This is a genomic window from Serratia sp. AXJ-M, from assembly GCF_046531865.1.
Lineage (GTDB): Bacteria > Pseudomonadota > Gammaproteobacteria > Enterobacterales > Enterobacteriaceae > Serratia > Serratia liquefaciens.
Map to the genome: position 1 here is coordinate 82070 of NZ_CP059395.1, position 21016 is coordinate 103085.

Sequence of the window (21016 nt, forward strand, 5' to 3'; positions counted from 1 at the left end):
GCCAGACCTCCTTATTACAACGGGGGGGCTGACGCCGGAAGAATCAGAGAACAGATACCGTTCTTACTATAAAACCGTGGCCAGTATTACTTGACCACTACACGCTTCTTTTTTCAAAAAGAATACGAATGCCGGTGAGAAAAAGAATGCCTCCGCTGCTGCGCATAACCCATTTCATGGCTGACACATTTTTTTTTAACAAGTCCGAGAGCAACCCTGAAAACAACGCCACGGGTAATTTTATCAGGAACGTCATGCATGCGAAAGTCAGGCCAAGCGTCATCATTTTTATGACGGGGTTTGTGGTGCCGTGACCAATAAACTGTGGAAGGAATGCCAGATAGAAAATCATTATTTTGGGGTTGCTGATATTTGAAACGGCACCATGTGCGAACAGTGATATCCATAATGAATTTTGTTTCTGACTACTCACTGGATTAATTTTGCCGTCAGACTTAAGCAGGTTGTAAGCCAGGTAAAAAAGATATGCCGCTCCCGCCAGTTTTATCATCCAGAACAGATATTCTGAGGCCATGATAAGGCTGCCTAAACCAAACGACACGATCAACGTATGTACGATAAGTCCCAGACTCACTCCTGAAGCCGTACATACTCCCGCGCCGATGCCCTCAGATATAGATTTCGTCATTATCAGCATCATATCTTGACCCGGTATGCTGATCACTGCGACTGAGGCTATAATGAAAGGTATCCAGAGTATTTCGTGCATAATGTCTCCTTTAAGATGTTTAACTCTGATAACGATATTCATGGTTAAATAATACCACCACAATCCTTCCCGACTATACCGAAGAATATTAGGTTTATGATGATGTATCATTACTATATATACCCTTTTGTAGTGGTCAAGTAATACTGACCACGGTTTTATAGTAAGAACGGTATCTGTTCTCTGATTCTTCCGGCGTCAGCCCCCCGTTGTAATAAGGAGGTCTGGCGCTATTGTAGTAATTCAGGATATAACCGCCAATTAGACGCCGGGCCTCATCACTCCCTGCGTAACCATTTGTCGGAACCCATTCTGTTTTCAGACTACGGAAGAAGCGTTCCATTGTGCTGTTATCCCAGCAGTTCCCTCGCCGACTGACGCTTTGCTTTATCCTGTAACGCCAGATAACTTGTTGATATTTAAGGCCGGTATATTGGCTTCCTTGATCACTATGGAACATGACCTCCCGGGGGTGGCCACGCATCTCATAGGCCATCCGTAGGGCACTACTTACCAACGCTGTATCGGCATTCGCTGACAGACTCCAGCCGATAATTCTGCGGGCAAAAAGATCCATGACAACTGCCAGATAGCACCAGCGATTTCCTGCCCAGATGTACGTAATATCTCAGCATCATACACGGTCTGGCTCCGGCACCGCGAACTGACGCTCGAGTAAATTCGGCAAGCATGTATGTTCCTGACGGGCATTTTTATACTGATGTTTTCCGGGCTTACAACTGCTAACATTCAGGTATTTCATGAGACGCCCGGTACGGTAACGACTCATCGGGACGCCGTTCTGAGTCAGCATTTCAGCCAGAGTACGTGCGCCAGCAGGGCCCCGACTCTGGTTCCATGCTTGGCGTATTTCGCTGTACAACCTGACTCGCGCTGGATTGACAGTATCGCGTTGTTTTCGCCAATATCGGTAACTGCTACAGTGTATTCCCAGAGCGGAGCAAAGGGTAACAATCGTGTGGCTGTCACTCAGTCTGGCAACTATCGTGAACCGTTCAGTGAGTCGGACATCAAGAGCGCAGTAGCCTTTTTTAATATCGTATTCTGTTCCTCCAGGCGGTGAACCTGCTTTTCCAGCTCGCGGATACATTGCTGCTCTGGAGTAATGGGGGAGCAGAGTGCGTGATCCCCTGACGCTCTCGCCTGAGCTGGCGTACCCAGCTCTCAAGCGTGGTAGCGCCGACATTCATCGCCTCACTGGCTTGCCGATACGAGTATTCCTTATCGGCGGTTGTTGTACCAGTCCACCCACGCCAGCGTCGCCAACTCAACCTCTGCTCGGCTTTTCCAGCTCTGTCTGTGTATCACCTCCGCTTTGTACAGGCCGTTGATGCTTTCCGCCATCGCATTATCTTAGGAGTCGCCTGTGCTGCCCGTCGAGGCCAGCAAGTCCGCGTCCTGCAGACGCTGCGTGTATGCCAGCGAAACGTACTGCGAGCCCTTATCCGAGTGATGGATGGTGCCGGAGGGGCGACGGGCCCACAGCGCATGCTCCAGCGCATCCAGCACGAACGTGGTTTCCATCGATGACGACACCCGCCAACCCACGATGGCGCCGGCAAACACATCGATGATGAACGCCACATACGCGGAGCCCTGCCAGGTACTCACGTACGTGAAGTCTGCTACCCACAGCTGATTGGGACGCTCTGCCACGAACTGACGGTTTACCCGGTCGCCTGCCGCAGCTTCTTTCCTGCTGACCGTGGTTCGTACTTTTTTCCCTGCAGCACGCCGGTAAGCCCCATGCTTTTCATCAGTCGCTCGATGGTGCATCTGGCCACGCTGAAGCCTTCCCGTTGCAGCTGGCGCCAGACCTTACGAACGCCATAGACACTGTAGTTTTCGGCGTACACGCGCTGTATCTCCAGCTTCAGCTGGTCATCACCCCGGTCACGCTGACTGCGTTTTTCCGGATGCTGACGGTGGTTCTGGTACCGGTAGTATGTCGACGGGGCGATATCCAGCTCATGGCATACCGGTCCGACTCCGTGACTTACGTGGAGGGTATCGAGCAGCGGCATTATTTTTTCCACAGGCGGTCGAACTCCGCCTTCGCAAAATAGGCTGACGCCTGGCGCAGGATATCGTTACTGCGCCGCAGCTCACGGTTCTCACGTTCCAGCTCTTTCAGGCGTTGACGTTCATCGGTAGTGAGTCCGCCATCACCCGCGCCACTATCCCGCTCATGCTGACGCAGCCAGGCACGAAGGGAATCCGGGCTACAGCCAATTTTGGGCGCGATAGAGCGAATGGTTTCCCATTCGGATTTATATTCACCGCGCTGTTCAAGCACCATTCTGACCGCCCGTTCACGCAATTCGGGGGAATAACGATTGGTTGATTTCGATGTCAGGTTGGGTCTCCTTTCACTGAGAGTTTAGTCTCTCGGAAAACCGGGGCGGTTCAAACTTATCTGATACTGGATGCGCTGGAGCATGCGCTCTGGGGCCGGCGCCCGGGTAAAGGGGTAATCCATCATTCAGACCGAGGGTCGCAGTATGTCTCGCTGGCGTACTCAAATCGCCTGAAAGAGGTGGAAATACTGGCGTCGGTCGGTACCACCGTGCGACTCCTAAGATAATGCGATGGCAGAGAGCCTCAACGGCCTGTACAAAGCGGAGGTGATACACAGACAGAGCTGGAAAAGCCGAGCAGAGGTTGAGTTGGCGACGCTGGCGTGGGTGGACTGGTACAACAACAAAAGGTTGCTTGGTCGGCTGGGCTATATACCGCCGGCTGAAGCTGAAATGAACTATTAGGCTTCGCTGCCAGCAACAGAAAAAGCAGCATGTCATTGCTAAAATAGCTCTCTAATAAAATCGGGGTTATTCAATGTCGAAGGTCGGCTGGACATCGGCAAGCTGCGGGTGCGGCGGCACCCCAACGCCACCTATTTCGTGCGCGCCAGCGGCGAATCGATGATCGACGGCAATATCCGGGATGGAGATCTGCTGATTGTCGACAGCGCCCTGACGCCGGAGCATGGCAATATCGTGATCGCCGCGTTGGACGGCGAATTCACCGTCAAAAAACTGCAGCGCCCCCCGATGTGCGGCTGTTGCCGATGCCCCCCGCCTACGCGCCGATCGTGTTCGACGACGAAGCGCAGCAGGAGATCTTCGGCGTGGTGACCTTTATCGTCTACGCGGCCCGGTGACTTCGGCATTTTTTTCACTTTTTTCTGCCCGATCTTTTTATTGGCGTGACCTCTCTACTGAGTTTCCAGTTCATTACACTCAGGGGAATCCTTCATGGCCATAAAAAACAAGAACGGCGCAGTGCGTACGTTCACATCAACCAAACGTACCGCCGGGAAGCGGGTCGCTATCGGGGTAGGGTGCGCATTATCGGGCATGCTCACCTCCGCGATGGCGGCGCCCGGTGCGTCGGTGCCACCGGCGGCGGTCGAGCAGTCCGCTATCCTGTCCTTCGCCATTCCCGCCGGTGATCTAGCGCCCGCCTTGCAGACGGCGGCCGCTAAGGCTGGCGTGATAGTGATTTTCACGCCCGAACAGACACGTGGAAAAAACACCGCGGGCCTGCAGGGGCATTATCGCCTCACCGACGCGTTCGATACGCTGTTGGCGGGCAGCGGATTGCGCGCTCTGCAAACCGCACAGGGATATCGGTTGGTCGACACCGGGCCGGTTCAGCCGTTGACGATACCGGAACTGTCGGTAGTCGGCGGTTTGTCCGACAGCGTCGCCGCCGGCCGTTCGGTGTTGGATAAAGAAGAAATCGAACGCGTGCAGGCAGACAATATCGCCAGTTTGCTTGATCGCTTGCCTGGCGTAGTGATGGCGGGCTCGCCGCGCCCGGGTGGCCAAAGTCTGAATATCTGGGGCATGGGGGACATGGAAGATGTGAAGGTAGTGCTGGACGGCGCGCCGAAGGGATTTGAGAAATATCGGCAGGGCTCGGTATTCATCGAACCCGAACTGCTGAAAAAGGTTGAGGTCGATAAGGGGCCGCATAACCTGTTGAACGGCAATGGCGGCTTTGGCGGGACCATTACGCTGGAGACCAAAGATGCTGGGGACATGCTGCTGCCGGGCGAAGATTTTGGCGGCTTGCTGAAGTACAGCTACCATACCAACGATCGCCAGGGTATTTACAGCGGTGCGTTGTACGGCCGTACGCCGGAAGGATCCGCCGACGGTTTGATCTACATGAGCAAGCGTGACGGCGGCAACCTGAAGCGGCCGGATGGCACGCGCTTTGCCTATTCCGCTAACGATCAGGCTTCATACCTGTTAAAAACCAATATTTATCTGAGCGAGGCGCAAACGCTGACGCTGTCGACGATGCGCTCCGATTCCGATGGCTGGCAGCCTTTCGCCGCCAAGCGGGACGATATCGCAGCGCCCAGCCAGGTGGATATCGATAAATATGGCCGGGAAGAAGCGTGGCGCCGCATTCTGGTGTATCGCAACCAGACAGATACCAATTACTCGGTGAAATGGAATCTGGCGCCGGAAGCGCAGCCGTTGCTGAATCTGACGCTGTCTTACGCCTATTCGAAGACAGAGCAGCATGACAAGCGACCGGATTCCGCTTCAAAGTTCAGCTATCTCGGTACGCTGGGCAATGAAAGCTGGGTGAACTATACCGATCGGCAGTTTGACGTTAGCAATGAAAGCCGTTTCGCCAGCGGTCCGCTGGAGCACAAGCTGTTGCTCGGTGCGCGTTGGCATAAACATCAGCGCGATACCCTGATGTATTACCCTTCGCAGGTGAAAAACGCCAGTTACAACTACGGCTATTTCCAGCCGTACTACATGCCGGCGGGCGAACAGGAAACCCGCAGCGTTTATCTGCAGGATGCGGTCAGCTTCGGCAGCCTGACCGTGACGCCGGGCGTGCGTTACGATCATGTGACCAATACCGGGCAACCGAACCGGGCGCCGCGCTACAACGACAGCGATCCGCTCGTGGGCCATGATTATAGCAGCGTGACCTATACCGGCTGGTCGCCGCATTTGGGCGTGATGTGGAAAGCAACGTCGAATCTGTCCCTGTTTGCCGACGTTAGCCGCACCTGGCGCGCCCCGGTGATCGACGAACAGTACGAAGTGCAATACGCCGCTTCCAGCGTGCCCGGTACCAGCCGCGGCCTACAGGTGGAACGCATGACGGGCGTTCGTCTCGGCGCGGTGCTGGACTTCAACGATGTGTTGATGGCGCGGGACAGTCTGCAGATTCGTACTACGCTGTTCCGCAATCGCGGCAAGGACGAGATTTTCTATCGTCGCGGCGTAGTGTGTGACGCCGCATGGCACGGGGGCCAATGTGGGCAACCGTTGTCGAACTATCGCAACTTGCCGGGCTATACCATTGAGGGCGTGGAGCTCGAATCGTTTTATGACAGCGAAAGCCTGTTCGGCAGCCTGTCGTTCTCCTCGATTCGCGGCAAACGCGACGCTTCACCGCGCGATCCGTGGGGCAACGAAACCTGGATTGCCGAAATTCCACCCGTTACGGCACACGCGATGCTGGGCATAAAAGTGCCGCAGTGGGACATGGCATTCGGCTGGACCGGCGATTTTGTGCGTAAACAGGATCGTTCACCGGCCGACGGCGATCCGATGGCCGGTATCTGGGCGCTACCGAAAACGTCGGGTTATGCATTGCACGGCCTGTTCGCCTCGTGGCAGCCCAGTGGATTGCAGGGCTTCGAAGCTCGCGTGGCGGTGGACAACCTGTTCAACCGCGATTATTACCCTTACCTGGGCGAATCGGTGTCCGGCGTAGGGCGCAACATCAAGTTCAGCGTCAGTCAGCGTTTTTAACTATCCTATCTGCAGGGGGCTATTTAGGCCCCTTTTCACGTTTCCGCCCCCCGTATTTCCCTACTTTTTCGCCGTTTATAAATCATCAGCAATCGCTTGACACAGAAGTCATAGTTTTAAAATAATAATAATTATCATTTTCAGTATCATTATCAATTGGTGTCACCAAATGGCGAGGAAAGAGGCCGCGGCAGCCAACGGGTTTGCTCAACAGCTTTATCTTGAGCATCACAGTTGGCTATGCCATTGGCTGCGACAGAAGGTTGGGTGTGCGCATCATGCCGAAGACCTGGCGCAGGATACTTTCATCAGTATTTTACTGAGCCCGCAGTTGCTCGCCATTAGGCAACCACGCCCCTTCCTGGCGACCGTGGCGCGTCGGCTGGCGGCGAATTATTACCGGCGTAAAACAATCGAAGATAGCTATCTGCTGGCCTTGAGCGAGTTGCCGGCGATCGAGGCGCCCTCGCCGGAAGTTCGTCAGCAAACCCTCGAAATGCTCGAACAGTTGGATCAGGCGTTGGACGGGTTGCCGGCACACGTCCGCGAGGCTTTCCTGTTGGCGCACCTGCAGGGCATGCGTTATTGCGACATCGCTGAACATTTACGGGTGTCGACCAGCTCGGTGAAACAATATCTGCAGCGTGCTAATTTGCACTGTTTCTTTGCATTGGCGGCGTAACAGCAGGTGCGGAACCCATGATGGAATCGGATATCGTTCGGCAGAGCGCGCGAGAGGCCGCCGCGTGGTTAACGCAGCTGATGTCGGAAGAGGCAAGCGACGCGGATAGGGAAAACTGGCGACGTTGGTATCAGGCGAAACCGGAAAATGAACGCGCCTGGCGGCATATTGCCGCGTTTTCATCCCGTTTTTCTCTGCTTAACGGGGCGGCGGCGCAGCGTAGTCTGTCGCAGTTGCCGAACCAGCAACGCCGCCGGTTGTTGAGAGGCCTGGCGGCCATCGGCGTGGTGGGGACGGTTGGTGTCGGTTCGGGCGCGCTGCCATGGCGCCCCTGGCTGGCGGATTACCGTACGGCGGTGGGGGAGCAGCAAACCGTCTCGTTAGCGGATGGCGCACAGCTGATGCTGAACACGCAAACGGCGGTCAACGTCAGCCGTCAGCAGGCCACATTGCTGGAAGGCGAAATGATGGTGAATCTGCCGCCGGAAAGCGGTGTGTTGACGGTGAGATTGCCGCAGGGCGAGATAATGGTGCAGGCTGCTCGCTTCAGCATGCGCCTCTGGGAAACTTACAGTGATATCGCCGTTTATCTTGGCCAGGTCACGATCCTTTCACCGGCGCATCGGAACTCGGTGCTCAACGCCGGTCAGGGCGGCAGATTAAGCCGGCAAGGCATTGGCGAACCGTATCGCGTGACGCAAGAGCCCGGTTGGCGGCAAGGCATGCTGCTGGCCGACAACATGCGGCTGGACGACTTCCTGATGGAACTGGGGCGTTATCGTCAGGGCGTTATTCGCTGCCGGCCGGAGGTCGCCGGCCTGAGGCTCTCCGGTGCGTTCCCGCTGGCTGACCCCGATCGCGTCATCGCGGCACTGCCCGGCGCATTGCCGGTTAGGGTAAATATGCTGTCAAAGTACTTCATCATCGTATCCTAAAGTTTTTTACTCTGCCATTATGGCATTTCCTTTTCTATTGACCTGTTATTTCTCGTTACCTGCCCGGTGCCGCGTGCCTAAACGACCTTTCTGACATACCCCGACTGCCGTTGACCGCTGCGTAAGTTGGTCTGTTTTACGCTTAACCTGAGTACCGTTCCCTATGTTCAATCACAACGTATTATCTGGCGATTTCTCTTTACCCCCTACAAGCGGGCGATGGCGCTGGGCTACCGCCAATGTGTTAGCGTTGGGTCTGCATGGTGCGTTGTGGTTTGGGCTCGGTTATCACCTGATGCCACCGTTGCTGCCTGCGGCACAACCGATGGTGTTGATGATGGTTGCCGAGACGGCTGAATCGACACCCAACACGGAGCCGATGCCAACCGGCGTGCGCCAGGTGCAGGCGGTGGCGCAACGGCAGGCCAATCAGGAACCGGAGGCGGCGATGCCTCCGCTGATTCATGCACTGCGTGCAACGGAGCGGCAGAGCAAGGCCAAAGGGCAACGGAACGCCCCCATCAAACCGAAGACGGAACCGCCGCGGCCAAGGCAAGAGGAACAGGAAAAAATGGCGTCTGCAAACTCAAGAGCATCAAGCACCAGCGCGCTGCCGTCTATGGACGGAAAGCGTGTTGCCGCGCCGCAAACCAGCGTAGCGTCGCAGCCGAGTCAGGATGCCTCGGTCTGGAGCGGCCTGCTGTTGGCGCATTTGAGCCGCTTCAAACGCTATCCCGCCCTGGCGGTACGCCAACAGCGCCAAGGTGTGGTTCAGGTTGCCGTGACGCTGGATCGGCAGGGAAACGTGCTGGGAGTGAAGTTATTGCGATCGAGCGGTGTTGCTTCGCTGGATCGGGAGGCGCTTCAGTTACCGCAGCGCGCTTCTCCACTTCCCGCGCCCGGCAATGAGATCGCCGCGGGGCAGCGGGAATTCAGCGTGACCATTCCGATTCGTTTCGATCTGCGAGAAGTACGCCGTTAATGCAAAACTCGGCCCCGGGTAAACGGAGGCTGAGTTAAAAGCCAATGTGCATCAAACGGATAGCAGAGATGTGGTTGTTTTCACTTGATCGTCGCCAGAAAAATACAAATACTGAATAACCCCGATTTTATTAGAGAGCTATTTTAGCAATGATATGCTGCTTTTTCTGTTGCTGGCAGCGAAGCCTAATAGTTCATTTCAGCTTCAGCCGGCGGTATATAGCCCAGCCGACCAAGCAACCTTTTGTTGTTGTACCAGTCCACCCAGTCCAGAGTGGCCAGCTCCATTTCCGTCCTGTTTTTTCAGCTCTGACGGTGGATCACCTCCGTCTTGTATAATCCGTTGAGGCTCTCTGCCATCGCATTATCGTAGGAGTCGCACGGTGGTGCCGACCGACGCCAGTATTTCCACCTCTTCCAGCACGCCGCGGTGGTATAGGCGGATCAACCGGGCACCGGCTTCGATATCGATATGACTGCCGACCAGCGCATGGGGAACGGAGTAGGCATGTGTGCCATACAGAACGTGGTAGTCTGGCCCCACCTTGGCGCGCTGGATATCAACGCACTCGTATCGGTACGGCGGTAACGCTTTCAGCGCGGGTTTATCCAGACGTTCGAACAGGCTTCGCCGGCAACCGGGCAGACGTTTGAACGGGCGCTCATTCAGCTCTTTCAGCAGTCGACCGATCGCCAGATTGAGAGCGGCCAGCGTAGGGAACACCTCATGGCGTAACCGCATCAGGATCCAACGCTCGACAACCTGCACGGCATTTTCGACCTTGGGTTTGTCCTTCGGCCGGGCGGGGATGATGGCGGTGTTATAGTGCCGGGCCAGCTTGCGGTAGTTCTCGTTGAGCACTGGCTCGTAGCGGTTAGCACGCGTGACTGCGGCTTTCAGGTTATCCGGTACCAGCAACTGCGGGATGCCGCCAAAGAACTCGAACGCCCTGACATGTGCCATCAGCCAGCTTTCCTGTCGCTGGTTTTCACAGGCTTCAACATAGGTATAGTTTGAGGCGCCCAGCGTGGCGACGAAGATCTGTGCCTGGCGCACTTCACCCGTGTCCGGATTGATGATGGGGATGGTTGGCCCACAGAAGTCTAGGAACAGCTTTTCACCGGCAACGTGGTGTTGACGCATGCTACGTTTTTGCAGGGTCAGCCACTCACGATAAAGATTACTGAACTGACTGTATCCATAGGCATTATCGCCATTTTTCTGTTGGTCTTCCTGAGTGTCAACGCCACGATCTTTGACCGTTTTTCACCATTTTTAATGTCCGCTCCACCCAACATGTTGTTTCCTGATGGTTCCTACACCGAAAAGGATATCAACATGCTGAGCAGAGAGGACTTTTTCATGATAAAGCAAATGCGCCATCAGGGGGCTTCCATTGTCGATATTGCCACCCAGATCGGCTGTTCCGAGCGCACCGTCAGACGGTACCTGCGTTATCCATCTCCCCCGGCGCGCAAGGCCCGGCTGCGAATGGAAAAACTCCGCCCTTTTATGGAGTACATCGATAAATTATGCTGTATAAAATAACAGTCGTTCTACTCAAAAAGGTGTCTGGCGCCAGCAGCTGCGCAATCGGCGGCGAACACCGGCCAGGTGAAGGTCGACTGGAAGGGGTCAGTTTGGATATCGAAAATTATTGTACTATAAGGACTTCCCCGGCATGTCAACGCCGGTGGTTACGGTTTCTGTCTGCACAACAGTTAAAAATAAAGGGGAGAGACTGCGGTACTATAAACGGCCATGATGAATCGCTATCGATTCGGACCCTGATGAAAGACGCTCGTGAGGCTCTCGTTCGGTAAACGGATAAGTATATCCTGTACAATAATCAGATATACCTCACGGGGTCTAACCCTTTATCATCAACGAGTTGCAGGTCAGATGGTTATACTGCTGCTTCGTGCTTTAACTGGCCGAGTACAACCTGAAATCATCACCGTAATGCAATGATGCCCAGCACAGCCTTGCGTTTTTGGCAGCGATGGCGACAACGGCACGCCAGTATCCTCTTCGCTCAATTAGCGAGCAAACCCAACGACTGAATGAGTCAGTCCTTTTTTCAGCACCAATCAGAACCGAACGGGCACCCTGAACCAGTAGCGTTCGCAGATACGAATCGCCCGCTTTCGTTATCCTGCCAAGCTTTGATTTTCCGCCACTGCTGTACTGCGATGGCGTAAGTCCGAGCCAGGCTGCGAGTTGGCGCCCATTCTTGAAATCATGCGCATTACCGATACTGGCGACCAGCGCACATGCCGTTGTAGGGCCAATCCCTTTCAGCTCCATCAACCTCTGACTGCGGTGATCAGCTTTGGCCATACGAGACAGGATCCGATCGTATTCAGCGATGTTATCTTCAATGCGATTAATGTGTTCCAGCAAATCATCAATGCATTGCTGAACCTGAAGCGGCAAGGAGTTCTTCTGTTCAGACACGATGTGGCGCAGGGCATCTGTACTCTGTGGAGCGATGATGCCAAATTCAGATATTAAGCCTCTTAATCGGTTATATGTTGCTGTTTTCTCTTCGATAAAGCCTTGCCGGGTACGGTGAAGGCATTGCATCGCCTGCTGGCTCTCATCCTTCACGGGCACAAACCGCATATGCGGGCGACGGACGGCTTCACAGATAGCCTGAGCATCAGCTGCATCATTTTTTCCTGATTTACCAGCCATGCGATAAGGAGAAACAAACTTTGCCGCCATCAGACGGGGTTCATGACCATACTGCCGGAACAGTCTTGCCCAGTAATGAGCACCGGAGCATGCTTCCATCCCGATAACACAAGGAGGTAAACCTGCAATCAGCTCAGGAAGTGCAGCACGTGATACTTTGGGTTTAACCAGAACAGTTCTGCCATTTTGGTCAACACAGTGAACAGCGAACACATTTTTAGCAAGATCGATACCGACAGTAGTGATGGTCATAACGAATCCCTCTGGGCTATGTTTACCCCATGATTGCACAGTATTTAACCAGGTGCATATCCAGGGGAAGTCCCTTCCATTCGTTAAGGCTATTTTTTGACCTTTCGACTTTAGCGGGTCTCAACCGACGAAACTTACCGGAAGCCGGTATCCGGTTGCTTTTCCAGATATAATCGCCTGTCAGATTGATGTGCTCCCAGCCTAACGGCGACAAATGCGACAGCAGTTGTTCGTTGATCTTTAGTCCCTTACGCTTCAGGGCATCGATCGCCCTTTCCATATACACAGTATTCCACAGCGAGATCGCAGCCGTCAGAAGCGTCAGACCACTGGCGCGATAGCTCTGATTTTCCGGCTTTCTGTCCCTGATTTCTCCCAGCCGGTGCATAAATACCGCCCGCGCCAGTGCGTTACGTGCCTCACCTTTATTCAGCCCCGCCTGTACTCGCCGACGCAGTGCAGGATCGCGGAACCAGTCGAGCATAAACAGCGTTCGCTCAATGCGGCCAATTTCTCTTAGTGCTTTGGCAAGTCCGTTTTGCTTGGGGTAGCTGGCTAGTTTTTTCAGCATCAGAGATGCTGTCACGGTACCCTGCTTTATCGAGGTCGCCAGACGCAGCACTTCACGCCAGTGAATTTCGATCTCTTTCAGATTCAGGCTGGTCGTTGATATCAGTGACTGAAGCGCCGGGTATTGGTAAGCTTTCCCTTTGATAAACAGCTTCTTGTCGTGGAGATCCCTGATTCGCGGACAGAACGCAAATCCCAGCAGATGCATCAGGGCAAAGACATGATCGGTGAAACCAGCTGTATCGGTGTAATGCTCCCTGATTTCCAGGTCGCTTTCGTGGTACAGCAAGCCATCGAGAACATGGGTTGAATCCCTGACCCGACTGATTATGCAGGTGTAAAACGGGCTGTATTGATCCGAAATATGGGTATAAAACTGACGTCCGGGCTCCTGCCCATATTTCGGGTTAACCTGCCCTGCGTAGCGGCCTGAGCTGCCTGTTCTGAAATTCTGTCCATCTGATGATGACGTTGTCCCGTCGCCCCAGAATGCCGCCAGTGGTCTTTTTCCCTGCGCATTTACCACCTCTGCAAGAGCAGCTGAATAGGTTTCATCGCGGATGTACCATGCCTGAATATCTTCGAGTGATGATTTGGTGCTACCGGGGCAGGCTTCTGCCATTTTGGTCAGGCCAAGATTGATGCCATCCGCAAGGATGGTGGTGAGGAGCAGGCGGGTATCGGGACGGGTAATGTCATTTTTTATATGCGAAAAATGTCGGGTAAACGTCGTCCAGCTGTTTACCTCATCGAGAATTTCCGTGATTTTAGGGCGCGGTAGCATGCTGTAAACCAGCTCTGCCAGCGGTGAAACCTGCGCCGGAACGCTGTTGTCCAGCGGAGAGACTTTTACGCCCCTGTCGGAAATCTCCACATCGGGCAGTTCACCAATGGCAGCCATGGCATTGACCTCTTCAAGTCTGGACTGAAGCAGGGTCATGCGGCTGGTAATGTACTCATGAAAATCAGCAGATACGGGCAATGGCAGCGCCGATGTGAGTTTGTCAAAGTCCTTTTCGGGAATGAGGTAATCATCAAAATTTTTGTAGCGGCGTGAACCTTTAACCCAGATATCCCCGGAGCGCAACGCCCCCTTAAGCTCGCTGAGCGCACAAAATTCATAGTACTGCCGGTCAATACCTGCATGTGTAATTACCACCTTGCGCCAGCTTTCGGGGACAAACTCCAGCGGCGCTGTCGCCGGAACTTTACGTGACTGTTTCCGGTACATATCCTTAATCACAACCAGCGCCTCAGCCAGAGGTTGCGCTGCCGGGGTTGCGACTAACTGTAAAGCGGACAACATGCGCGGGGCATATTTCCGTAATGTGCTGTATTTCTCAGTAATAATATGCAGCGGGTCAAAATTATTTTTTCTGGCGAGATGACGTGTTTCCTCCAGACTGGCGACAAATTCAGGCCATGGGAGTATGTTTTCTATTGCGAGCCATGGATCGCCACCGGAATCGCGGGCATCAGACAGCGCCTGACCGACATCGATGTACTGCCTCAGTTTTGACTGGATCAGCTTTCCGGTCTGCTGAAGGCGCTCAGCCTGTGTTCTTTTGGCTTTGCTGAAAAGGCTGTTCAGCATTCGCTCATGCAACTCAATCACTTCGTCTGTCAGTGTGGCTCTGGCTTCTTCCAGCACGCACACCAGGATCGCATGACGCCGGGCTGCTGAAAATCGGGTCAAATCCCGGCTGCTCATCTTTCGGCCTTCCCGCGCCAGTTTCAGCAACCGGTTCTGGTGAATGGTACGATCTATACCTTCCGGTAATGCCAGCGATTCAATGCTACTGAGCCGATCAAGATGTTGCAGCACGTTCTTACCATTGATTTTACCCGGAGGTTGCAGAAGCCAAGTCAACCTGGAAGACTTATTATCCGATGACTCAAGTAAACGATCCAGAGCATCCCTGTGAGCCTGAGTTAACGGGGCATTCAGGGTCTGAAACACGATTTTATCGCCGCCTGCCATGGCCTCAGCACAGGTACGCTCCACGACATCAATCGCGGGGATTATCACGTTGTTCTGCCGGAGCCAGACCAGTAACTCTTCAGCCAGGAGAATACCTTTATCGGTGCGTGTCGCCATCGGTAGCAGGTGTGTAATACAGTTCTGCTGTATTTTGCCGGTGAACGCCTTTACACCAAGGTAGCGGTACAGTTCGGTTAAATGCTCGCGCCGGGTGGTATCCCTGCCGGAAAGGTAAGCAGGCCAGAGATCCCCGGTAAGTTTTAGTCTGCTGGCGATATGCTTCAGCAGCGCATCAGAGGGTGGGATTTTTTTATCCGGTGCAAAGCCGACATTTTTCAGATAGCAAAGTAGGACGGCAAAACCAAAACGGCTGGCAGGTTTACGGTGGGCACTAATAAGCGCCAGATCATGCTCACTAAAATACGCCATTCGTGTCAGCGTTAACTCATCGTCCGGTAATGCCAGTAATGATTCTCTTTCCGACAGAGAAAGAATCTGCCTCCTTGCCATATAGTTTCCCTCATAAATTATCCGATGCGGTATTTTTAACAAAAATGGTTATCGCATAAGGGTACACCCTGGTGCCATAACTAAAACGTGACTGAACACGATGAATGACATAACCTATATGCGATAGAGTAAATGCAACAACCTAAAAGCGATAACGCGGTGAAAAAATGTTCATCAGAGCTTATTTAAGGGCATCGACGGAAGATCAGTTCGCCGATCGGGCAAAAGAGATGTTGGAGCAGTTCGTTCAGGAGCGGGGACATAAAATAGCCAGTTACTACCGGGAGAATATCAGCGGTACAAAACTTGACCGTCCGGAGCTGGGACGCTTACTGATGGACAGTCACCACAATGATATTTTACTGGTCGAGCAGATAGACCGACTGACCCGTCTGAGTAACAGCGACTGGATGACGCTGAAAAAACAGATAGAACAACACGAGCTGCGGATTGTCAGCCTGGATGTCCCCACATCATGGCAGGCGCTGTCAGATAAAGATCCTTCGCAGGCTGATCCAATCACCCGCGCAGTGATAACCGCCATCAATAACATGCTTATCGACCTGATGGCCGCGATGTCTCATAAGGACTGGCTGAGCCGTCGCCAGCGCCAAAAACAGGGAATTGAACGGGCCCATACGCAGGGTAAATACCGGGGTAAGCAGGCCGATCTGGAGCGTCACCAGAAAGTCCTCTACTATCGGCAGACTAAGAAGCTGAGCATTCAGGAAACAGCTGAAGCTACGGGCTATAGTCGTTCACAAGTCTGCCGTATACAGTCCCTTTACCGACAGGAAGATAAAGGATTATGAATAAATACAAATTCAAACCCTGGCTGAGTCACTGGGAACTCATTCCAGATGGCGCTCCATTTGTAGATTTACATCATGGTAACAGGCTATCCAATGCCGAATGAATCAGAACGATTATTCTGGAAAACTCTAAAACCGTGGCCAATTTTTGTTGACCACTGCATACAAATTCCCCCAGATGGGGAGGGATAGATTGAACAGATTAGTAACAATTAGGAGAGCATCTGCACATGATGCTGAGACATTGGGTGTGGTTGGTCCTGCCGCTTATGCTGCGGCATACCATTACCTGTGGAGTGACTGCGTTGCTCTAACTCATCAACTCGATACTTTTAGTAAATCAGCATTTTTGGTACTGTTACAACGAGATAACTCAAGGGTATGGGTTGCCGAAATATCGGGTAAAATTGTTGGTTTTCTAACAATGTTAATAAATTCGGAAAATCCAGTTACACATGATATTAGCGGTGCAGAAATTTCGAGGATTTACCTACTTCCAGGTAGCCAAAAGATGGGGATTGGCATGCAACTGCTGAATGCAGCACAAGAACATGCGAGTGAACTTGAGCTTACGCATATGTGGCTTGATGTAATGGAGTCAGCAACAGCAGCAAGGAATGCGTATTATAAATGGGGTTTTTCAGATATAGGGAGTAAAGATTTTCCTCGTCAAGTCAAAGCAGATTTATCGAAAATGATTGTTCTGAGTATAAGGCTCAATGCTAAAGGCAACAGAACATTGTCGTGTATGAGGTAATTATGGAACTACGAAGATTCGTAGATGGTGACGAAATTGCTTTGCTCAATGTATTTTTATCCTCTGTACGTCACATCGCGTCGCACTACTATACACATGAGCAAATAGAGGCTTGGGCTTCTCCAGATATGGACCCGGAACAATGGGGCAACTACATGAGGGAATTGCGGCCATTTATCGTTGAGGTGGATGGCGAAATAGCGGGATACGCAGACGTCCAGCTGAATGGATACATCGATCACTTCTTTGTATCGGGAACCTATCCCAGACAGGGAGTAGGGACACTATTGATGAATACCATTCATGAAAAAGCCAGACAACTGGGCGTTTGTGAACTTACGTCAAATGTAAGTAAGGCAGCAGAAGCATTCTTTCTACGACACGGTTTTCACGTAGTGGAGCGAGGTTTTCCTGTTCGCCGTGGCGTAGTATTGCAAAATGCATTGATGCGAAAAAAACTCTTGAAGCCATAAAAAGCTAATTGAAAGGAAGAATCGTCCTTTACGACCAGTTGATGTCAGTTAGTACAAAAAAAACTTAAAATACAATATTTTCCGTTTCCTAAAATAAAAGGAGCCATATACTATCGTTCATAATTTGAATGATCTATGGGTATCAGTTCATGGTTAGCACAAAAGAGATGATGGAGCATTATGTCATCGATCCTCAGGATAGCTACTTTGTTAATGGTGTACCGCCGATTGAGAATGTTGCGGTCGTTGCTTATGATCCGTCGTGGCCGGAAATATATGAAGCATTGGAATCTAAAATTAAGAATAAATTAGGTTCGAATCTACTAAAAATTGATCATGTGGGTTCAACGGCAGTACCTGGTCTGACCGCTAAACCCGTTATTGATATTGACGTGACGGTTGCCGATGCTGCAGATGAAGAAATATATTTATTAGCGCTTGAAAACCTTGGGTTTAGACTAATTGTTCGTGAACCCCGCTTCCATGGTCATCGTCTTTTTCATTATGAAAATCCTAGAGTTAATCTACATATTTTTACTCAGGACACCCCTGAAACAGCTCGGCATTTGCTTTTCCGAGATTGGCTTAGGCAGTCAGAAGATGACTGTCTGCGGTACGCGAATGCAAAGCTTGAGGCAGTGCAAGGTTGTAGCGTAGATATCGCAAAATATCATGAAAATAAAAAGAGAGTAGTTCATGATATTTATAGAAAAATTTTCCAATCTCTTGGTTATTTAGATAGCGAAGACGCATAGCGTATCCATAGATAATCCAGCCGTATATTTCATATCTGGACGATCAGCCCGCCATGATTATCCGATTTAGCACTGCCTGGTGTCTTATGATCCAGGCTGCACTGCGAGTTCTCCACGATATGTAACCCATACATCACAACTCCTCCCGGTTAAAACATCAACCGATGGCATAAAAGCGATGCTAAAAATTACCGATGACCTGGAAGAACAAAGAGGTAATGCACTTATGGCATGGTGGGGAGGACGTGGAGCTGCCCCAGTAATTTCCCATGAAAATGAGGCAATTCTTCTGGAGCGTGCCACGGGGCCCGCATCTCTGTCCACGATGTCCAGAGAAGGTCAGGACACAGAGGCTTGCCGTATTCTGTGCCTTACAGCAAACCAGTTGCACATAGGTCAGAAACAGCCAATACCACAACTTACTTCTCTTCATGACTGGTTCCACGCCCTTAAACCAGTCGCCCGGATATATGGGGGGATTCTGAAACAGTGCGCAGAAATATCTGAAGATCTGCTATCTTCGCCGCATGATGTGACCACGCTACATGGCGATTTGCATCACGCTAACGTCCTTGATTTAGGGTCATCTGGTTGGCTGGCAATTGACCCGAAAGGCTTAAAAGGTGAGCGAGGGTTCGACTATGCCAATATTTTCACAAATCCGGACCTTGGTAATCCAGCTTCTGGAATAGCCGTTGTCCCGGAAATATTTAAACAACGACTTAATATCGTGACCGAAACTGCCGGTCTGGACAGAGAGAGGCTGCTGATGTGGATCTGCGCATGGTGTGGATTATCCGCGGCTTGGTCTTTGGAAAGTAACGACCCGGTCACTGTTACAACGAAAATAGCAGAGCTGGCACTATCTGAACTGGAAGTTAAGGTTAACTTTTGCGATTAAAAATCAGCCGTAACGTACAATAATTAAATCCGGTAAACCCCCGGCTTTGCCGGGGGACTCCGAAAGGTTTGACCTTTAAGTCAGTCGCGCGAATCTGAAATCTCCGCCAAGAGATGAGGATTCGTGATGAGAGACTATCAGAGCTTAAGCCATACGAAATGGGACTGTAAATATCACGTAGTTTATATACCCAAGCGCCGGAAGCATCGGTTATATGGTGCGTTGCGGCATGAGCTGGGCAAGATATTGCATGAGCTTGCGAACCAGAAGGGCTGTCAGATACTGGAGGGGCATCTGATGCGCGACCATGTACATATGTGCATCAGCATACCGCCAAAGTACTCGGTATCGACAATCGTCGGCTATCTAAAGGGGAAAAGCGCGATAGCGATAGCCCGACACTTTGGCCGAGGTAAAAACTTCACGGGCGAAGTTTTCTGGGCGCGAGGCTATTTTGTTTCAACAGTAGGTTTGGATGAGGCCACGGTCAGGGCTTACATACGCAACCAGGAACGAGAAGACGAACGATACGATCAGATGAAACTGAACGTATAGCAGCCGCCTTGGGCGGCTCATGGTTTGTCGGCGCCTTTGAGGCGCTCACCCTAAAGCCTCCGGCTCTGCCGGAGGATACTTACTTTCGATATCCAAACTGACCCCTTGCAGAACGGACGTGACTCTTTAGGCGAGTGGTACATCAGCGCCTGCTTCTCCTCTTCGCTCTGTTCCGGGTAATCTTTGCAAAAGCAGTGAAACGAGTAGGAGACGATGAATTTATAGACTTTGTCTGCCTTACCCTCGCAGCGGTGCGTGTAGATCACCTCGTGGGCGTCAAGAAAGGAAAGGTCCCAGGTGATCCCCTCCGCATCGGTGAAAGGACGCCATTTTTCCACCTCATCAATTTTCACGTTTGGATCTCCCCCAACATGACTCTCCTTGATATTCCCGATGCCACGAGCTGTAGCGAATGGCCGTCATGCTAACACAGGCGGTGCAGACGTTCCTGCCCGGGCAACATTGTCCCACGCCTCATCAGCGCGATTGCATGACGAGAGTAATACAAACGTAAGTCATCATGAATTACATATGTAATACATTGGTATTCTATTTTTGCATCAGCAGGTGCGTGTACTCGCGGTGATCCAGCGAGAACGTCACCCCCAGTTGCGGCGCCACGTCCAGCGCAAACACCTTCAGATACACCTCCGTGCTTTCATAACGCTCGTGTCCCATGTAGGTCTGCACCACTTTCGGCGGTACATGGTTGAAGAACAGGTGCATCGCAAAGCTGTGCCGGAGCGTCTTGGGATTGATGGCCGGCAGCGCAAATTCAATCCCCTCCTCCCTGGCCCGGTCGACCGCCTGCTGCAGCCACAGCCAGGCGGTTTTCCTGCTGACGTCAAACAAGGGGCGCCGGCGGCCGGGCCTGAATGTGGCCAGGAACCGGCGCAGCTGATCGACGTAGCCGGTATCGAGCAGCGGCACTATCCGGGCTATTTTTTCATCCGCCGATGGCCGGCCCCTGCCCCGCCGGCGCTGTTTCAGTGTGCGCAGGCGAACACAGGGACGCGGCCCCTCGAGCTGCAGATCTTCCGGCGTCAACGTCAGGGCTTCGGTTATGCGGGCGCCGGTGTTCCACAACGTGGCATACAACATACGCTGCCGCTCGTCCGGCAGATAATGCAGCAGCACCGCCACCTCGGGTGCCAGCAGGTATTTGGGGAGGTAAGGCTGCAGCAGCGCCATGCGCCGCAGCGCGAGGGCGGTCTCATACTGCGTCACGGTAACCGGCCGTTCGCTGCTGGTCATCAACATGGTTCCCCCTCACGAAAATGGTTTTTGTATGCCTTTTATATTACATGTGTAATTCTGTTGAATTACATTGTCCGCAGGTCAACACCGGCGGACTGGGCGACGGCCATCGGTGTGTTGGGCGCCGGCATTGGGTCTGTGTCTGGCCGATTGCCGATGATCGCATTCATCTGGCGGCGGTATTAATTGAAATACAGATGTATTACATCGATGCGCTGTGAAAAATCTGCAGGGTAATCCCCCTGCCCGCTGAATATTTTTCGCGTAGCGCAATCTTGCCGATGTCGTCTATTTTGACAGCCCCGGAGACCGGACGCCACGGGAATAAATCGCCGATGCACCGATGCTGAGGTA

General features: G+C 52.5%; 15 protein-coding genes, 7 pseudogenes and 1 other annotated feature. Of the genes and pseudogenes, 13 read left to right on the forward strand and 9 right to left on the reverse strand.

Going from position 1 to position 21016, the window contains the following annotated elements; translation table 11 throughout:
* Positions 1-97: 97 nt before the first annotated feature.
* From H0S68_RS25000 to H0S68_RS25010, 3 genes and pseudogenes are all read right to left on the reverse strand, one after another.
* Positions 98-730 carry a LysE family translocator gene (locus tag H0S68_RS25000; RefSeq protein ID WP_410529611.1) on the reverse strand — a complete coding sequence of 211 codons (633 nt, stop codon included), beginning with the start codon at positions 728-730 and terminating at the stop codon, positions 98-100.
* A 136-nt stretch (positions 731-866) separates the two neighbouring features.
* Positions 867-2022: pseudogene (locus tag H0S68_RS25005) on the reverse strand (IS3 family transposase).
* Positions 1973-3050: pseudogene (locus H0S68_RS25010) on the reverse strand (IS3 family transposase). The pseudogenes H0S68_RS25005 and H0S68_RS25010 overlap by 50 nt, the downstream one beginning before the upstream one ends.
* Positions 2704-2820: a sequence feature (AL1L pseudoknot), on the reverse strand. Its footprint overlaps the pseudogene before it by 117 nt.
* 117 nt (positions 3051-3167) lie before the next feature.
* Here H0S68_RS25010 and H0S68_RS25015 point away from each other — a divergent pair.
* The 6 genes and pseudogenes from H0S68_RS25015 to H0S68_RS25040 all read left to right on the forward strand — a co-directional run.
* A pseudogene (locus tag H0S68_RS25015) lies at positions 3168-3513 on the forward strand (integrase core domain-containing protein); the annotation flags it as partial.
* 75 nt (positions 3514-3588) lie between these two features.
* Positions 3589-3911 (forward strand): annotated as a pseudogene (locus H0S68_RS25020) (S24 family peptidase); the annotation flags it as partial.
* Positions 3912-4005: 94 nt separating this feature from the next.
* Positions 4006-6543, forward strand: coding sequence for a TonB-dependent hemoglobin/transferrin/lactoferrin family receptor (locus H0S68_RS25025; protein ID WP_410529612.1), 2538 nt, complete (start codon positions 4006-4008; stop codon positions 6541-6543).
* A gap of 169 nt (positions 6544-6712) precedes the next feature.
* On the forward strand, positions 6713-7225 hold the full coding sequence (locus tag H0S68_RS25030) for a sigma-70 family RNA polymerase sigma factor (protein ID WP_410529613.1): 513 nt from the start codon (positions 6713-6715) through the stop codon (positions 7223-7225).
* A 17-nt stretch (positions 7226-7242) separates the two neighbouring features.
* The gene (locus H0S68_RS25035) at positions 7243-8160 is read left to right on the forward strand and encodes a FecR domain-containing protein (RefSeq protein WP_410529614.1); all 918 of its coding nucleotides are present in this window, start codon (positions 7243-7245) and stop codon (positions 8158-8160) included.
* 163 nt (positions 8161-8323) lie between these two features.
* Positions 8324-9142 (forward strand): TonB family protein, encoded by an 819-nt coding sequence (locus H0S68_RS25040; protein ID WP_410529615.1) that lies wholly within the window; start codon positions 8324-8326, stop codon positions 9140-9142.
* A 185-nt stretch (positions 9143-9327) separates the two neighbouring features.
* Here the strand turns inward: H0S68_RS25040 and H0S68_RS25045 are convergent.
* A pseudogene (locus H0S68_RS25045) lies at positions 9328-9519 on the reverse strand (integrase core domain-containing protein); the annotation flags it as partial.
* A gap of 40 nt (positions 9520-9559) precedes the next feature.
* Positions 9560-10378 (reverse strand): annotated as a pseudogene (gene istA / locus H0S68_RS25050) (IS21 family transposase); the annotation flags it as partial.
* Between the two features lie 102 nt (positions 10379-10480).
* Here istA and H0S68_RS25055 point away from each other — a divergent pair.
* Positions 10481-10669, forward strand: a pseudogene (locus H0S68_RS25055) (helix-turn-helix domain-containing protein); the annotation flags it as partial.
* A gap of 399 nt (positions 10670-11068) precedes the next feature.
* Here H0S68_RS25055 and H0S68_RS25060 read toward each other — a convergent pair.
* Together H0S68_RS25060 and H0S68_RS25065 are read right to left on the reverse strand one after the other, a co-directional pair.
* The gene (locus tag H0S68_RS25060) at positions 11069-12091 is read right to left on the reverse strand and encodes an IS110 family transposase (RefSeq protein ID WP_410528799.1); all 1023 of its coding nucleotides are present in this window, start codon (positions 12089-12091) and stop codon (positions 11069-11071) included.
* Positions 12092-12113: 22 nt separating this feature from the next.
* Positions 12114-15152 carry a Tn3 family transposase gene (locus H0S68_RS25065; protein ID WP_410529616.1) on the reverse strand — a complete coding sequence of 1013 codons (3039 nt, stop codon included), beginning with the start codon at positions 15150-15152 and terminating at the stop codon, positions 12114-12116.
* Positions 15153-15319: 167 nt separating this feature from the next.
* Here H0S68_RS25065 and H0S68_RS25070 point away from each other — a divergent pair, with 167 nt between their 5' ends.
* From H0S68_RS25070 to tnpA, 6 genes are all read left to right on the forward strand, one after another.
* Complete coding sequence (locus H0S68_RS25070; protein WP_087846574.1) at positions 15320-15964, forward strand: recombinase family protein; 645 nt, start codon at positions 15320-15322, stop codon at positions 15962-15964.
* A gap of 193 nt (positions 15965-16157) precedes the next feature.
* Entirely contained in the window at positions 16158-16721 is a 564-nt protein-coding gene (locus H0S68_RS25075) for a GNAT family N-acetyltransferase (protein ID WP_410529617.1), read from the forward strand.
* A 2-nt stretch (positions 16722-16723) separates the two neighbouring features.
* On the forward strand, positions 16724-17194 hold the full coding sequence (locus tag H0S68_RS25080; protein ID WP_142975044.1) for a GNAT family N-acetyltransferase: 471 nt from the start codon (positions 16724-16726) through the stop codon (positions 17192-17194).
* Positions 17195-17343: 149 nt separating this feature from the next.
* The gene (locus tag H0S68_RS25085) at positions 17344-17949 is read left to right on the forward strand and encodes a GrpB family protein (RefSeq protein ID WP_254842505.1); all 606 of its coding nucleotides are present in this window, start codon (positions 17344-17346) and stop codon (positions 17947-17949) included.
* A 76-nt stretch (positions 17950-18025) separates the two neighbouring features.
* Positions 18026-18850 (forward strand): aminoglycoside phosphotransferase family protein, encoded by an 825-nt coding sequence (locus H0S68_RS25090; RefSeq protein WP_410529637.1) that lies wholly within the window; start codon positions 18026-18028, stop codon positions 18848-18850.
* Positions 18851-18976: 126 nt separating this feature from the next.
* Positions 18977-19405 carry an IS200/IS605 family transposase gene (gene tnpA, locus H0S68_RS25095; protein WP_410529557.1) on the forward strand — a complete coding sequence of 143 codons (429 nt, stop codon included), beginning with the start codon at positions 18977-18979 and terminating at the stop codon, positions 19403-19405.
* Positions 19406-19455: 50 nt separating this feature from the next.
* Here tnpA and H0S68_RS25100 read toward each other — a convergent pair whose 3' ends face one another.
* Both H0S68_RS25100 and H0S68_RS25105 read right to left on the reverse strand, forming a co-directional pair.
* On the reverse strand, positions 19456-19758 hold the full coding sequence (locus tag H0S68_RS25100; RefSeq protein ID WP_410529618.1) for a heat-shock protein: 303 nt from the start codon (positions 19756-19758) through the stop codon (positions 19456-19458).
* Positions 19759-19954: 196 nt separating this feature from the next.
* A complete protein-coding gene (locus H0S68_RS25105; RefSeq protein WP_410529619.1) occupies positions 19955-20665 on the reverse strand; it encodes a tyrosine-type recombinase/integrase in 711 nt (236 codons plus the stop codon).
* Positions 20666-21016 lie beyond the last annotated feature (351 nt).